Source organism: Paraburkholderia sp. Cpub6 (genome assembly GCF_014201065.1).
GTDB lineage: Bacteria > Pseudomonadota > Gammaproteobacteria > Burkholderiales > Burkholderiaceae > Paraburkholderia > Paraburkholderia tuberum.
On sequence record NZ_JACHDM010000001.1, the window covers coordinates 443,552 to 458,211 of the forward strand.

Here is a 14,660-nt window from a genome sequence, read left to right on the forward strand (position 1 = left end):
ACGTAGCTTCGCCAACAACTGGAGACGGCGAGGTTGTTTATGAGTTTATTAGTATATTAGTATACCTATCGGATTTTCGACGCATCTAAGGGGTCGCAGTTCCAAAGATTGTTGAAGGGTCCTTGATTCATTTCGCCGGATAGTACTCCGTTTACCCATACGCGATGGGACGGAAACTTGCTGCCGTCAAGCGTCACGGCAGTTTCTGCTTTACCGGCCTTGCACGACACTGTTGCGTTGATCTTTTGCCATATGAATGTGCAACTCCTTGCTTTGACACTGCTCATTGCAAGATTTCCCGCGGCGTTCGGCTGTCCGCGCATTTGATACTCGAGAGTCAGCTTGTTGGTCGCTGCGCCTTGCATTCCGGGAGATGCCTTCGGGGCGGGCGATAGTTCCCCGCTAGTAGCAAGGAACAGAAACTCCTTCCCGGTCGCCGTAGCGATGGGTAAAATCTGCCATTTGGAAATTGTGTTCCCCGAGCAACTGACGTCGATCTGTGCTTCGCTTCGCAGGCGAAAATTTCCCGTCGCTCCACTGCCGTCCGAGGGATCTTCTCCGCCAACAACGCCGCAGTTTACGACCGCAGCCATTAATTGTTGGCATTTGGTCACGCCAGGATCAAATTGCGTAGGATCTTTCAGATCGACCGTCTGAATAAATGATTTGGCTTGAATCGTGACGACCTCAGCCCATGTTTCCGCGCATATCAAGGTCGCACTCATTTCCGCAAGGATCAGAAACGTTCGCGTAGTACACTTCATTTGAGTCCCCTCTTATCACGGTCCTCGACACGATGAACACCGCGTCCAAGATTGCGTGGCATTGTCCGCTAGCGTCAGGATAGGATGGCCCTTACTTTGAGTGAAACCAAAAGAGATGACCGAGCCGGAGCGCCTCCATAGCGATGAAAAGCGGTTCCCCGTCTGGAAGAATGTACAAGTATCCGAGTCGATCCTAACGCGGAAGAAACCAACGGTGGAGTACGTCTAAAGAGGCCCTTTACAACCACCTCTTTGCGTTGCGACGCCTCCGTGGGTACCACATCAAAGAAGGCGATCTGGGTGAAAAACTCATCACGATGTTCGTCCGGCAATTGAAAGCGAGTTCGCGTTGAGAGATCGGACGAATTGTTTGAAGCGTTGGTCCTCACCGCGCGGAGAAATTCGAATCTGGCTCCGGTTGTTGGCTGATGGTCCTGACACGACATCTTTTCCTCCGATTCCAACTCAGAGCACGGAATTTCATGTAACGCTCGGTGCATTGGCATCCTTCGAACGTCGCGACCAAGGTTATAGAGTGGCGTGCGGTGTCAGTGGTAGGCGACCGACTCTGCAAGCCCCTCCCGTTCTTAGCATAGAAATATTTTTTTCAAATTGCACGGGACATGAGCGAACAGCTTGCCGGATTACAGCGCCGACCGAACGCGCGCTGAATGGCGGGGTCAGCTCGCTGAGCTGCCCCCCAGCACCGAGCGTCAAATGTCGGCTTTGGGTTGAGAAGACTCAATAGCCAATAACGAAAGCTGACATTCGCCAACATCAGGCCGCGAATGTCGGCAACGTGATCTGGAACGGCCGCACGCTCCTGATCGGGTACCGTCCGCTTCGGCCGACGAAGGAGCGTTCGTCTTTGACAATCGGATGGCCGGTTACGGGATGGAGCCGACGCTTGGGCGTCCGACCGACGACGCATGCGAACGACGCTTAATGGCCGATACTGTTGAAAAAATCGATGACTGACTATCTCACGAGGTTTTCACGGGTCGTTCTACCCTTAACTGAGTACTGCGAGCGGTTTGTGGCTCGATCTGAGAGGCCGAACTTCTAGCCTACGGTGCAAGAACTGCGCAGCTCGACTTTTTCAAATGTGAGGGACTTCCTCAACCTGAGGCGAGGTTGAGGTCGTACGGCATCGAGTGCCAGGATTGAGGTGTCAGCCACCAATCTGAACAGGAGGGGAAGTCATGGACCAGCTTACTACCGTCGGGATCGACCTGGCAAAGGATGTGTTCGCGATCTGCGTGCTCGATGCCAGGGTGCTGTGCTGCAGCGGCGCGTGCTGCGACGCGAGGCGTTCGCGCGATGGGCCGAACAGCTGTCTCCGTGCCGCGTCGCGATGGAAGCCTGCGCATCGGCCCACCACTGGGGTCGCTGGTTTGCCGCGCGTAGTCATACCTCACGACTCATTCCCGCCGAGTTCGTCAAACCGTTCAGGCTGAGCGGCAAGAACGATGCGGCCAATGCCGAGGCGATCGCCGTTGCAGCCCGGCAGCCGACGATGCGCTTCGTGGCGATCAAGTCGGTCGAACAGCAGGCGATCCTGGCGTGGCATAGCTTGCGTGCAGGCTGGCACGAGGAGCGCACAGCACTACTGAACCGCACTCGCGGTCTGCTGGCCGAATTCGGAGTGGTGATTGCGCGTACTGCAGACCGGTTCCTCGACGCATTGCCTACGCTGATCGAAGACCCCAGGCTACCTGGCCCGGTGCACGCCATGCTGCTGGAGGTGCGTGAACAACTGGCGGCGCTGAACCTGCGGCTTGCGCGCTGCGACCAGCAGATCGCCACTCACGCCAGAAACAATGACGTCGCGAGACGCGCCAGCGAACTGCTCGGCATCGGTCCGGTGACCTCCAGCGCGCTGGCTGCGACCGTTCCGGATGCAAAGATCTTCCGCAACGGCCGGCAGTTCGGTCCTGGCTGGGCCTGACGCCGCGCCAGCACAGCTCTGGCGGCAGGACGCGGCTGGGACACATCAGCCTGAGAGGCAATGTCTATCTGCGCACGCTGCTCGTTCAGGGCGCCCGAAGTACCTTGCAGTCGGCACTGCGTGCGGACCCCACGCACGCGAGCCGCCTGCAACGATGGATCAGGCAGCTCCATGAACGCAAGGGCTATCACAAGACGTGATTGCGATTGCAAACAAGCACGCCCGCATGTTGTGGGCGATGCTCGCCAAAGGCGAGCGTCACGATGCCAATGCATGGCAGCGCCACCCGCTGCATCCACGGTTACCGCCCGCTGCTGTATGACCGATTGACCTGCAATTCACTACTGCTCGACGCGATAGCAAGACGAGGTCGGACCGAACGGGAGAAGAACCCGACGATTCTGTTGGCGAGTCATTACCGCATAAGGCTCAACGTCCTATGCCAGTTCGCCGGTTTTCAAATAGGGTTCTCCTGTGCGGCTCATATCGTGGCCCGCCCGATCCGCTTCGGGCAACAAGGCCGTTTGCAAAGACGCAGTCTGTTCCTGGTATTGCTTCGAACTGTAAGAGCAGAAGCCACCAACAGGAGAGATATATGAGTCCACCAGCGTCACGCACGGATTGCCGACGCTGCGCATCTCTACGGGCGCCGAAAATCGAACCCCGAGCTTGACTCTCCGAGGAAGTCCTTGCAAACAGTATCGGCCGCACGCAGCCTCTGACGCCAGCGCAGGATGAGCAAATCGTTGATTAGCCTAGATGGATGTTATTAACAATTTAGTCGCCATGCCGCGATGTAGCCTTTTAAGGGGGGCATGGCCGTCGGAAGGTTGCGCCGAATCACGCACGCATCGTTCGGGCATTCAGTAAACATGGCGCAAGTTTCAGTCTTTGGAGCGGTAGCCGCGCGCCCTATGCAGCCGCAGACAGCGCAACATCCTGGCGGAATGGCACCACGTTGGACGCGCTATCCATCAGGATCTCTAAACGCGCGCCAATCTGGCGCCACGCGTCCGCCTGTTCCTGCTGCCGGACCGCCCGCTGGTAGGTGCGTTTAATCTTGTTCTGTTCAAGATGGTTCAGACACTTTTCGATCACATCGCCATGCACGCCGAGTTCACCCATGAGGGTGGCGCCCGTGCGGCGCAGATCGTGTGGTGTCCAGCGTCCACCTGGCAAGCTGAGCGCGTCGATATGCTGGCTGCGATGCTTGAGCGGCTTACCGTTTGCAGCGCCCTGGCGGTCATAGATCTGCTTTGTAATCGACTTTGAGGATACCGGTCCATCCTTGCGGCTAGCCGGGAAAAGCCAGACTTCGTCGTCGCTCAGTCCGAGCAGCGTTTCCAGATGCAGCTTTGCGAACTCGCTCAAATAGATCGTATGTTCTTTCGCGTTCTTTGAGTGGTCCGCCGGAATAAGCCAGGTACCCGCCTCCAGATCGATATCGGCGCGGCGTGCCCGCGTCAGTTCGCCGATCCGTGCGAGTGTCGCGAGCATCACCCAGACAGCATGCTGTGTCGTTTTCAGCAGATTCCCATTCGCGAGTTTCGTTTGCAGTGCACGGATTTCGGCTTCGGACAGCACACGTTCGCGTTCCGCCTCGTGGCCACCTACGTGCTTCTTCTCGATGCCGGCCGTCGGATCGGCGGTGACGATTTCGCGCACCAGCGCAAAGCCGAACATCTGGCGCAGTTCGGCGAGCAACCGGTTGGCGAGGCGCGCGGCGCCGCGTGCCTTGACCGCATCGAGCACCGACATGATGTCGGCGCGCCGGATCGTATCGGCGTGACGGTTACCGAGTTTCGGCAATACATCCTTTTCGAGGCCGCGGCTGGTTTCTGCACCCCGGTCCTTGCGGCGCACGAGATCGAGTGCGCTCCATTCCGTGAACAACTGGCGTACGGTCAGACGTTGCTGTTCATCTTCGTGGCGCTTGCGCTCGGCAGCCATACGCTGCGCCTGCTCGACTTGATGGTCGATGCCTTGACGGGCTTTCGCGCGAATGGCCGTCGCCTCGAAGCGGGCATCCTCGAGCGATAGATGGCCGTCATCGGTGCGGGCACCATAGCGGCGGGCCAGCGTGACGGTCGTCTCCTTGCCATTTGCCGTGTATTTGACCTGCCATGACTTCGAGCCGTCGGTGGCGATCCGCAGCCGCAGGCCATCACCATCGGCCAGATGATAGGCTGTCTTCTTCGGCTTCGCGCTTTCAATGCCCCGTACTGTGAGCTTTCCCATTTTCATTATCCGTTACCGTCCCGTTACCGGAATATCGCCAGATTGAGCCGATCATGACCGGACTCATCTGGACACTAACTTTCCGTACAGCATTGATTATACAGGTGTACCGAACGTTTCAGTAGGACTCCGGATCGTTATAAATCTTTATGGGGTGCAGGTGGTCGGAGGTTCAAATCCTCTCGCCCCGACCAAAAAGATCAAAAGGACTTACGGTGAAAGCCGTAAGTCCTTTTTTCTTGCCCGTCGCGCGGGGCAGCGTTTCCCGCTGTCAACGCTTCGCCCACGCTCATCTGCATCCCGAAGCCTCGATTGCTTTGCTCATGCGCTCGGTTTCGGCTGTCTTGCACATCGCGACCGCCGTGGGCAGCATCGACCCGCCGCCCCATTCTCGCGAAGCCGATTTTTTGCAATTGGCGTCACGGCGCGTTTTCCACGCGGTGAGCCTCTTCTCGATCGCCGCTTTGCAACTCGCCGACACCGCGGCCTTGCCCTTGACGAGCTGCTCCAGCTTCTGCTCCGCGACGATCTGATCGCGCCACGCGCACAGATTCATGCTCATCTGATTCGCGTCGCAATGCGACAGGGCCGCGTCGACCTCACTGGCGGGCAGTCCACTGCGGGTTGCGATGACGTCGGCTGGATTGGATGCGGCGGCCAGTGCCGAACTGCTAACAAGCGCAAGTGCGACACACAGCCGCCTCATTGCTGGCTCTACATCAGGAACGACGCCGCTTCTTCGCGGCGGCGATTTACCAAGCCTGGCACTCGCACTGCCGGTAGCCGTCGCCCGTGGGCATCGCGAGGATGTACATAGACGTTGCGTGCCATTTCGATTGCGACTTCATCGTTCTGCCCACGATTTGCTACAGCTAACGCCTGTCGGGCGCCGGTTGCGCCCGTGTTATAGGTATAGCTCACGAGAGCGTCGAACCGCCGCTGCGTTAGCTCATGATCCGTAACTCGGCTTTTGACCGAACCTTCCACGGCGCGAACCCTTGTTGCGAGTTGAGCGTTGACATCTGCCAAGGTCACCGGCCGCCGCATTTCGTCATTGGTGCATCGGCCAAAGTACGCAGGCGTGCCTATCCCGAAGGTGCAATTGTTCGCTACGTCGTTGTCGTAGCGAAGGACAGCGCCCTCGTGCATCCGCAATGCAGTCCGTCCGGCATCGCTCAACTTTTTTGATTCGTTTGGCACGTTCAGCTCCTCAAGAATAGGCGAGTGCAATCTGGCAGACTTGTCACCGGCACGCGTTCGCATTCGCAAGCGCACACGAATCACCGCCCTTGAGCCCCCAACGCCACAAACCGCTCCAGATGATGATCCTCATCCCCAAGCTGATGATCGATCATCACGAGCCGCTTCGCGTAATGCGCGAGCGGCAGTTCCCACGTCATACCGATCCCGCCGTGCAACTGGATGCATTCCTCCGCGACTCGCGTGCCGATCCGGCCGATGCTGTACTTCGCCGCCGACACCGCGCGCTCACGCGCGTTTCGTTCGCCGTCGAGCGCCGCCGCCGCGTTGATCACCGCCGAGCGCGCCTGTTCGATTTCAAGCAGCAAATCGGCCATGCGATGCTGCAACGCCTGGAAGCTGCCGATCGGCACGCCGAACTGCTGGCGCGTGCGCAGATAGTCGAGCGTGTAGTCTTTCGCGACGTCCATGGCGCCGACCGCTTCCGCGCACAGCGCGAGCACGCCGCAACTCACCGCATATTCGAGCGTCGCAAAGCCGTGATCCACTGAGCCGAGCACGGTGTCGTCGCGGAGCGTGACGTCGTCGAACGTCACTTCGGCCGCGCGTCCTCCGTCGATCTTGCGGTAGCCGCGCACGCTCACACCCGTCGCGTCCCTCGGCACCAGAAACAGCGTGATGCCGGCTTCGGCATCGTCCTCGCCGCTCGTGCGTGCCGAGACGAGGAACACCTGAGCATGCTCGCCATGCTGAACGACGGCCTTTGCGCCGTGCAACGTCCACACGCCGCTGTTGCCATTTACGCTGCGGCGCGCGCGCGTCGTCGCGACCCGGGCAAGCTCGTAATGACTGTCCGGTTCACCATGCGCGAGCGCAACGATCCGCGAGCCGTCGATCAACGAACCCAGTGCCGCATTCTGCAGGTCGCCGCCGCTGCGAGCGATCGCCCGGCCGACGACCAGCGTATCGAGAAACGGTTCGACGACGAGCCCGCGGCCGATGCTCTCGAACACCACGGAAATATCGAACCCGCCGCCGCCAAAACCGCCGCTCGCTTCGTCGAACAGTGCGCCGATCACGCCAAGCTCCGCGAAGCGTGCCCACAATTCGGTGTTGAAGCCTTGCGTCGAGCGTGCGATTTCATCGCGCGTCGCGAAGCCGTACTGCTCGCTGATAAATCGATTCAGCGTATCCGCCAGCATGCGGCGGTCTTCGGTGTGCTGGAAATTCATGACGTGCGCCTCTTACAGTCCGAGGATCATTTTGGAAATGATGTTCTTCTGGATTTCGTTCGAGCCGCCGAAGATCGACAGCTTGCGATTATTGAAGTACTGCGACGCGGCACTCGCGGCTTCGTCGGGGCCGACCGGCACGCCGTCGAAGCCTTCGTGCAGCGCTTGCTCGACGAATGGCTGCGCATAAGCGCCCATCGCACGCCGCGTCAGCGACGAGATCTCCTGACGGATCTCCGTGCCGCGAATCTTCAGCATCGAACTCTCGGCACCGGGCACGCCGCCGCCCGCCACGGCCGCGATCACCCGAAGGTTGGTCGTCTTCATGTTCTCGAGATCGATCTCGACGCGCGCCATGCGTGCCGCGAACGCCGGATCCTCGGCGAGCGGCCGGCCATTGCGCAACTGTGTCGCGGCGATCTTGCGCAGACGGTTGAAGGCGGCGACGGAAAAGCCGACGCCGGCGATATTGGTGCGCTCGTACGTAAGCAGATATTTCGCGTAGGTCCAGCCCTTGTTTTCTTCGCCGACGAGATTTCCGACCGGCACGCGCACGTCGGTGAAGAACACTTCATTGACCTCGTGCTCGCCGTCGAGCGTGATGATCGGCCGGACTTCGACGCCCGGCGTGTTCATGTCGATCAGCAGAAAGCTGATGCCTTCCTGTTTGCGCACGTCGGTCGCGGTGCGCACGAGGCAGAAGATCATGTTCGCGTAATGAGCGAGTGTGGTCCACGTCTTCTGGCCATTGACGAGGTAGTGCTCGCCCTGCGCGTCCTTGCCGCGCACTGCCGTCGTCTTGACCGACGCGAGATCGGAGCCCGCGCCCGGCTCCGAATAGCCCTGGCACCACCAGTCGGAACCATCGAGAATGCGCGGCAGCCAGTGACGCTTCTGCGCCTCGCTGCCGTACTTGATCAGCACCGGCCCGAGCATGTTGACGCCGAACGGCACGACGCGTGGCGCGCCGGCGAGTGCGCATTCGTTTTCGAAGATGAATTTCTGCACTGCGCTCCAACCCGGGCCGCCGTACTCTTTCGGCCAGTGATTCGCGAGCCAGCCTTGCGCGTTCAGAATCGCGTGCCACTCGGCCATGTCGTCGCGCGTCAGACGCCGCCCGCCGTGCACCTTGCCGGCGAGACGTCGCGGGAGCTTGTCGCGCAGAAACGCCAGCACGCTGGCGCGAAACGCTTCTTCCTCGGAGGTGAAGTTCAGATCCATCGCAGTCGTTCCGTCAATGTTCGTGGTGGTTCAGGCCGTCGTGTTCAGGCTCGCGAAATCCGCGCCGCGCTCGACCAGCTCGACGAGCAGCGGCGACGGCCGCCAGAACAGCGGGTCTTCCTTCGCGAACTCGCGGATGTCGGCGAGAATCGTCGGCAGGCCGACGCTATCCGCGTATTTCATCGGACCGCCGCGGTAGCGCGGAAAGCCGTAGCCGTACAGCAGGGTCACGTCGACGTCGAGCGGGCGCAGCGCGATACCTTCGTGGACGACGTTCGCGCCTTCGTTGATCATCGCGGCCAGATAGCGGCGCATGATCTGCTCGTCGGTGAAGCTGCGCGGCGTGATGCCCGCGCGCGCACGCTCGGCGTCGATGATCGCCTCGACTTCGGGATCGGGCATGCCGCCGCGCGATCCTTCGGGGTACAGATAGAATCCGCGGCCGGTCTTCTGGCCGAACCAGCCGCGCTCGCACAGGCGGTCGGCGATCTGCACGTAGCGCGCGTTCGGGTCGCGCGTGGCCGCGCGGCGTTTGCGCGCCGCCCAGCCGATGTCGCCGCCCGCGAGATCGACCACCTGAAACGGGCCCATCGGCAAGCCGAACGCTCGCACCGCCGCGTCGATCTGATACGGCGATGCACCGTCTTCCATCAGCGCGTCCGCGGCGGCGCGGTACACGGCAAGCAGGCGATTGCCGATGAAGCCGTCGCACACGCCGGCGCGCACCGGCGTCTTGCGCAGCTTCTTCGCGAACTCGAACGCAGTCGCGACGACATCGGCGCTGACCTGCTTCGGCACCACGACTTCGAGCAGCTTCATGATGTTGGCGGGCGAGAAGAAGTGCAGGCCGATTAGGTCGGCGGGGCGCGAGATGCTGGCTGCGATCGCGTCGATGTCCAGATACGACGTGTTGGTCGCGAGCACCGCACCGGACTTGCAGACGCGATCGAGCTCGGCGAGTACGGCCTTTTTGACGTCGAGATCTTCGAACACGGCTTCGATCACGAGGTCGGCGTGAGCAAGCGCATCGTACGACGTGCTGCCGCTCCAGCGCGCCATGGTCGCGGCTTTCTTCTCAGCGGTGAGGCGGCCCCTGACGATCAGCCCGTCGTAGACCTTGTCGATGTGCGCGCGGCCACGCGCGAGCGCCGCTTCGTCGCGTTCGATCAGCGTGACGGGCAGCCCCGCGTCGAGCACTGCGACCGCAATGCCCGCGCCCATCGTCCCGCCGCCGATCACGCCGATCGCCTCGAGCGCGCGCGGTTTCGCGTCGCGCGTTTCGGGCGCCTTCAGCACTTCGCGCTCGGCGAAGAATGCGTGAACCAGGCCGGCGCGCTGCGGGCTGTCGAGGCATTGCAGGAACAGCTTGCGTTCGAGCTTCAAGCCCTCCTCGAAGGGCTGTTCGATCGCGGCTTCGACGGCATCGACGATTTTCAGCGGCGAGAACAGGCCGCGCGCTTTCTTCGCGGTTTCGTCACGCGCTTTCGCGACGGCGGCGCGGCTCGCGGCGCGATCGATCAATGCGGCGGCGTCGCGCGTGCGACGTACCGGCGCGTGCGCGGCGAGCAGCTCGTGCGCGTAGGCGAGCCCTTCGGCGAGGATGTCGCCGCTGTCGCCGAGACGGTCGACGAGGCCGAGCGCGAGCGCCTCCTTCGCGCTCGCGTGACGGCCGCTCAGCATCAGGTCGAGCGCCGCCGGCGCGCCGATCAGACGCGGCGTGCGTTGCGTGCCGCCCGCGCCAGGCAGCAGACCCAGCTGCACTTCGGGCAGGCCGAGCTTCGCGCCGTCGACGGCGATCCGGTAATGCGCGGCGAGCGCCACTTCGAGCCCGCCGCCGAGCGCCGCGCCCTGCAGCGCGGCAATCACGGGTTTCGTGCATGCCTCGATGCGGTTGCACACGTCCCGCAGCGAAGGCGGCACCGGCGGCTTGCCGAACTCGCGAATATCGGCACCGGCGATGAAGTTGCGCCCCGCGCCGACGATCAGCACGGCTTCGACCGCGCGGGCGGCGTCGGCGGTTTCGATCGCGGCCAGCAGACCGCGCCGCACGTCGGCGGATAGCGCGTTGACCGGCGCGTGGTCGATCGTGACGAGCAGGACCTTGCCGTGCAATTCGCGCGTGACGACGTCGGCTGAGGTGGAAAGGGTCATCGTAGGTGTCTCCGTTTGAGGATGGCGAGGCGCGCCGGATCGTCCCATTCTGGAGTGGTCAACGTTCATTGACAATTACACCGTTGATTGACAGACTGTCAAAGTTATTTTGACAAAGACTGGGCGATGGACGTCAACTCGCTGACCCTGCTCGTCGACATCCTCGACGCCGGCAATCTGAGCGAAGCGGCACGCCGGCTCAAGATGAGCCGCGCGAACGTCAGCTATCACCTGAATCAGCTCGAGCGTTCGGTCGGCCTGCAATTGGTGCGACGCACCACGCGTCGCGTCGAGCCGACCGAGATCGGTCTGCGGCTCTACGAGCACGGCCGCACGATCCGCAACGCGCTGCTGGCCGCGCGCGAGTCGGTGACGACACTGGGCCAGAGCCTGCAGGGGCGCGTGCGGCTCAGCGTGCCGAGCGGCTATGGCCAGCTCGTGATGTCCGACTGGCTGATCGCGTTCAAGCGGCTGTATCCGGGTATCGTGCTCGATGTGATGTTCGAGAACCGCGTCGAGGATCTGATGCGCGACGAGATCGACATCGCGGTGCGCGTGATGTCGGAGCCGCCGCAAAACCTCGTCGCGCGGGACATGGGGCCAGTCCGGTACGTGGCCTGCGCATCCCTCGAATTCGCGCGGACACACGGCATGCCCGCGACGCTCGACGACCTGCGCACCGCGCCGCTGATTACCGCGGCCGTGATCGGCAAGCAGTTGCGGCTCGCCGCGTATCTGCGCGACGAGCGTCATGAAGTCCTGCTCGAACCGACGATTATTTCGGAAAACTTTCTATTTTTGCGCCAGGCGGTGCTGGCCGGTCTCGGTGTCGGACTCGTGCCCGACTACGTGGTGCAGGACGATCTGAAGCTCGGCGCTGTGCTGACCGCGCTCGATGCCTGGCGGCTCAGCATCTTCGGCACGCACATGTACATGCTGTACATGCCGGATCGGCATCACACGCGCGCGGCGGCGACGTTCATCGACTTCGTGCTGGAGCAGGCGCAGGGCTCGGGCAGGGGCGGCGCGAACTGAAGCTGCGAACTCTCAGGCGCCGAGTCTGCGCGCGATGGCCGTCGTGACCATCGGCACGCCGACGCGCAGCAGCTTGCGCACGCCTTCGTCGCTACCGACTTTGCCCACCGCGTTGTCGATCATCGCCTGCATCACGCTCGCCGGATAAAACTCGCGAAACAGCGTGTTGGCGCCGGTTTGCTCGAACACGTGGTGCAGGAACGACCCAACGGGGGGGCCGATGCGCTTGAACAGGCCCATCTTGACCACCCGGTTGTTCCACAGATGCAGCGTGTACGCATTGGAACAGAGCGCCGCGCACTCGTCGAAATAGCGCGGCAGGAACACCTTGTAGTAATCGTTGAAGTGCACCGGATAGAACAGGCTTTCGGGAAGACCGGCCTTCACGCCGTAGATGGCGGTCAGCAGACGCGGGCCGGTGTCGCCCCACTTCAGCGCCCGGCCTTTCATCGCTTCGACCCGTTCGATCGCCTCGTGCAAGCGCGGCTGATCCGGATCGAGCCTCAGAATCGCATTACAGATGCTCGACTGGGTTTCCCGGCCGATCAGATCGCCCTTGGCGTTGAGATCGAAATCGCGTAGCAGCAGCATGTCGGTATCGACCCAGATCTCATCGGTCTTCGTGAACATCACGAAGCGGAAATAGTCGGTGAAATGCTGCATCGACGGCACGCCGTGAATCGGGAAGTCGTTCAGCGAGTCGCGCGGCAGTATCGTGGTCGCGTCCTTCGCGATCACGCCGGGCGGCAGAGTGTCGATCGGCTCGTAGCTATAGAGCGCGACCTCGCTGCCGTACAGCGTGAACGAATTCAGACAGGCGATCTCGTAGGGAGAAAGCTCCGGGCCATGCCAGAACGATGCAAACCTTGCCTTGCGCATATGTCATCCAGGGTAGCGATCGTGCGGCGCAACATGGACGCCGAACCTGTGTAACGATCCTAGACGGGCACGGCACAGGTCAGATGTAAAGGGCTTGAATCGCACAGGAGTTGTCGCAAAACGTTGAGTTCAGCGCCACGAGTCGGCGATTATGAGCGGGACTATGTCGTATCTGGCGAATTCAGTTGCGCACGGCAATGCATCAACTGAGTGCGCAAGCTCGTGGGCTAAACTGCGGAACACCGGCCATGCGCGCAGAGGCAGCAAGCGACGGACCATGCATCACGCCATGCAGCGACAACGACGATATCCAGGAGACCCGATGAACCTCGACGGCGAGACTTACGATTCGCTCACGGCCAGATTCGCGTGGCGTATTCCACCGCGCTACAACATCGGCGTCGACACATGCGACAGGTGGGCCGATGGCTCGGGGCGTCTCGCGCTGATCTACGAAGACGCCGACGGCCGCGCGACCCGCTATACGTTCGACGAACTGAAAGCCTTGTCCGACCGCTTCGCCAATGCGCTGCTCGCGGCGGGCGCGCGGCGCGGCGAGCGCATCGGCATCTTTCTGTCGCAATCGATCGAAACGGCCATCGCGCATCTCGCGGCCTACAAGGCCGGCATGGTCGCGGTGCCGCTGTTCGCGCTGTTCGGTGTGGACGCGATCGAGCATCGGCTCGGCGACAGCGGCGCGCTCGCGCTGATCACCGATCACGCCGGCGTGCAAAAGATCGACGAAATTCGCGGCGCGCTGCCCGAGTTGCGACACGTGTTCAGTGTCGATATCGAGCAGGATGACGATGCATCGGACGCGCCCGTGCGGTCGTTCTGGCAGGCGTTGAATGGCGCTTGCGCCGAGTTCACGCCGGCCGACACCGCCGCGGACGATCCGGCGATCATCATCTATACGTCGGGCACGACCGGAAAACCGAAGGGCGCGTTGCACGGGCATCGCGTTTTGCTCGGGCACCTGCCCGGCGTCGAGATGTCGCAGCAGGGCTTTCCCGCGCGCGCGACGCTGATGTGGACGCCCGCTGACTGGGCGTGGATCGGCGGGCTGTTCGACGTGCTGCTGCCATCGTGGCATCACGGTGTCGCGGTGCTGGCGCGCCGTTTTGCGAAATTCGACGGCCACGCCGCGTTCGATCTGCTCGCGCGTCACGCGGTCTCCCATGCGTTTCTACCGCCGACCGCGCTGAAGATGATGCGCGGCGTCGAGCGGCCCGCCCATCTGCGTCTCGCGTTGCAATCGGTCGCGAGCGGCGGCGAATCGCTGGGCGAGGAACTGATCGGCTGGGGGCGCGACGCACTCGGCGTGACGATCAACGAGTTCTACGGGCAGACCGAGTGCAACGTCGTGGTGTCGTCGTGCGCGGCGCTGTTCGAGCCGCGCTTCGGCGCGATCGGGCGCGCGGTGCCGGGGCACCGTGTCGCGATCGTCGACGCCGCCGGCAACGAGCTGCCGCCCGGCGCGATCGGCGATATCGCGGTGGCCGCGCCCGATCCGGTGATGTTTCTCGGCTACTGGCGGAACGTTGCTGCCACCAACGACAAATTCCGCGGCAGGTTTCTGCTGACCGGCGATCTCGGCACGCGCGACGCGGACGGCTTCATTCGCTTCGTCGGTCGTGGCGACGACGTGATCACGAGCGCCGGTTACCGGATTGGGCCGGCGTCGATCGAGGATTCGCTGCTGCGTCATCCGGCCGTCGCGATGGCGGCCGTGGTCGGCGCCCCCGATCGCGAGCGCACCGAAATCGTGATGGCGTTCGTCGTGCTGAAAGCGGGTTTCGTCGGCGACGATGCACTCGTGCGCGAGATCCAGCAGCACGTGAAGACGCGTCTGGCCGCGCACGAATATCCGCGCGAGATTCGCTTCGTCGAAAGCCTGCCGATGACGGCCACCGGCAAGGTGATCCGCAAGACGCTGCGCGAGGCGGTGACGCACGGTGCGGACGCGATCTCACCGGCGAAAAACTGAGTCTG

General features: G+C 62.3%; 10 protein-coding genes and 1 pseudogene. 3 read left to right on the forward strand and 8 right to left on the reverse strand.

The features are described from left to right. Window positions 1-65 precede the first annotated feature (65 nt). The gene (locus HDG33_RS01950; RefSeq protein WP_184021923.1) at window positions 66-764 is read right to left on the reverse strand and encodes a hypothetical protein; all 699 of its coding nucleotides are present in this window, start codon (window positions 762-764) and stop codon (window positions 66-68) included. A gap of 1,202 nt (window positions 765-1,966) precedes the next feature. Between HDG33_RS01950 and HDG33_RS01955 the strand changes: the two are divergent. Beyond that, window positions 1,967-3,034 (forward strand): annotated as a pseudogene (locus tag HDG33_RS01955) (IS110 family transposase). A 590-nt stretch (window positions 3,035-3,624) separates the two neighbouring features. Here HDG33_RS01955 and HDG33_RS01960 read toward each other — a convergent pair. The 6 genes from HDG33_RS01960 to HDG33_RS01985 form a co-directional block, all read right to left on the reverse strand. Then, complete coding sequence (locus HDG33_RS01960) at window positions 3,625-4,950, reverse strand: site-specific integrase (RefSeq protein ID WP_184021926.1); 1,326 nt, start codon at window positions 4,948-4,950, stop codon at window positions 3,625-3,627. 289 nt (window positions 4,951-5,239) lie between these two features. After that, a complete protein-coding gene (locus HDG33_RS01965) occupies window positions 5,240-5,512 on the reverse strand; it encodes a lysozyme inhibitor LprI family protein (protein WP_409258949.1) in 273 nt (90 codons plus the stop codon). A gap of 152 nt (window positions 5,513-5,664) precedes the next feature. Then, window positions 5,665-6,150: a glycoside hydrolase family protein gene (locus HDG33_RS01970; RefSeq protein WP_184021932.1), complete on the reverse strand. Its 486-nt coding sequence runs from the start codon at window positions 6,148-6,150 to the stop codon at window positions 5,665-5,667. 80 nt (window positions 6,151-6,230) lie between these two features. After that, window positions 6,231-7,382, reverse strand: coding sequence for an acyl-CoA dehydrogenase family protein (locus HDG33_RS01975; RefSeq protein WP_184021935.1), 1,152 nt, complete (start codon window positions 7,380-7,382; stop codon window positions 6,231-6,233). Between the two features lie 12 nt (window positions 7,383-7,394). Further along, window positions 7,395-8,603, reverse strand: coding sequence for an acyl-CoA dehydrogenase family protein (locus HDG33_RS01980; RefSeq protein WP_184021936.1), 1,209 nt, complete (start codon window positions 8,601-8,603; stop codon window positions 7,395-7,397). 30 nt (window positions 8,604-8,633) lie between these two features. Beyond that, window positions 8,634-10,754 carry a 3-hydroxyacyl-CoA dehydrogenase NAD-binding domain-containing protein gene (locus HDG33_RS01985; RefSeq protein ID WP_184021939.1) on the reverse strand — a complete coding sequence of 707 codons (2,121 nt, stop codon included), beginning with the start codon at window positions 10,752-10,754 and terminating at the stop codon, window positions 8,634-8,636. Window positions 10,755-10,880: 126 nt separating this feature from the next. Between HDG33_RS01985 and HDG33_RS01990 the strand changes: the two genes are divergently transcribed. Then, a complete protein-coding gene (locus tag HDG33_RS01990; protein WP_184021942.1) occupies window positions 10,881-11,789 on the forward strand; it encodes a LysR family transcriptional regulator in 909 nt (302 codons plus the stop codon). Window positions 11,790-11,801: 12 nt separating this feature from the next. Here HDG33_RS01990 and HDG33_RS01995 read toward each other — a convergent pair whose 3' ends face one another. Continuing rightward, window positions 11,802-12,668, reverse strand: a complete 867-nt coding sequence (locus HDG33_RS01995) for a hypothetical protein (RefSeq protein WP_184021945.1) — start codon at window positions 12,666-12,668, stop codon at window positions 11,802-11,804. A 322-nt stretch (window positions 12,669-12,990) separates the two neighbouring features. Here HDG33_RS01995 and HDG33_RS02000 point away from each other — a divergent pair, with 322 nt between their 5' ends. Then, window positions 12,991-14,655 carry an acyl-CoA synthetase gene (locus tag HDG33_RS02000; protein WP_184021947.1) on the forward strand — a complete coding sequence of 555 codons (1,665 nt, stop codon included), beginning with the start codon at window positions 12,991-12,993 and terminating at the stop codon, window positions 14,653-14,655. The last annotated feature ends 5 nt before the right edge of the window (window positions 14,656-14,660 follow it).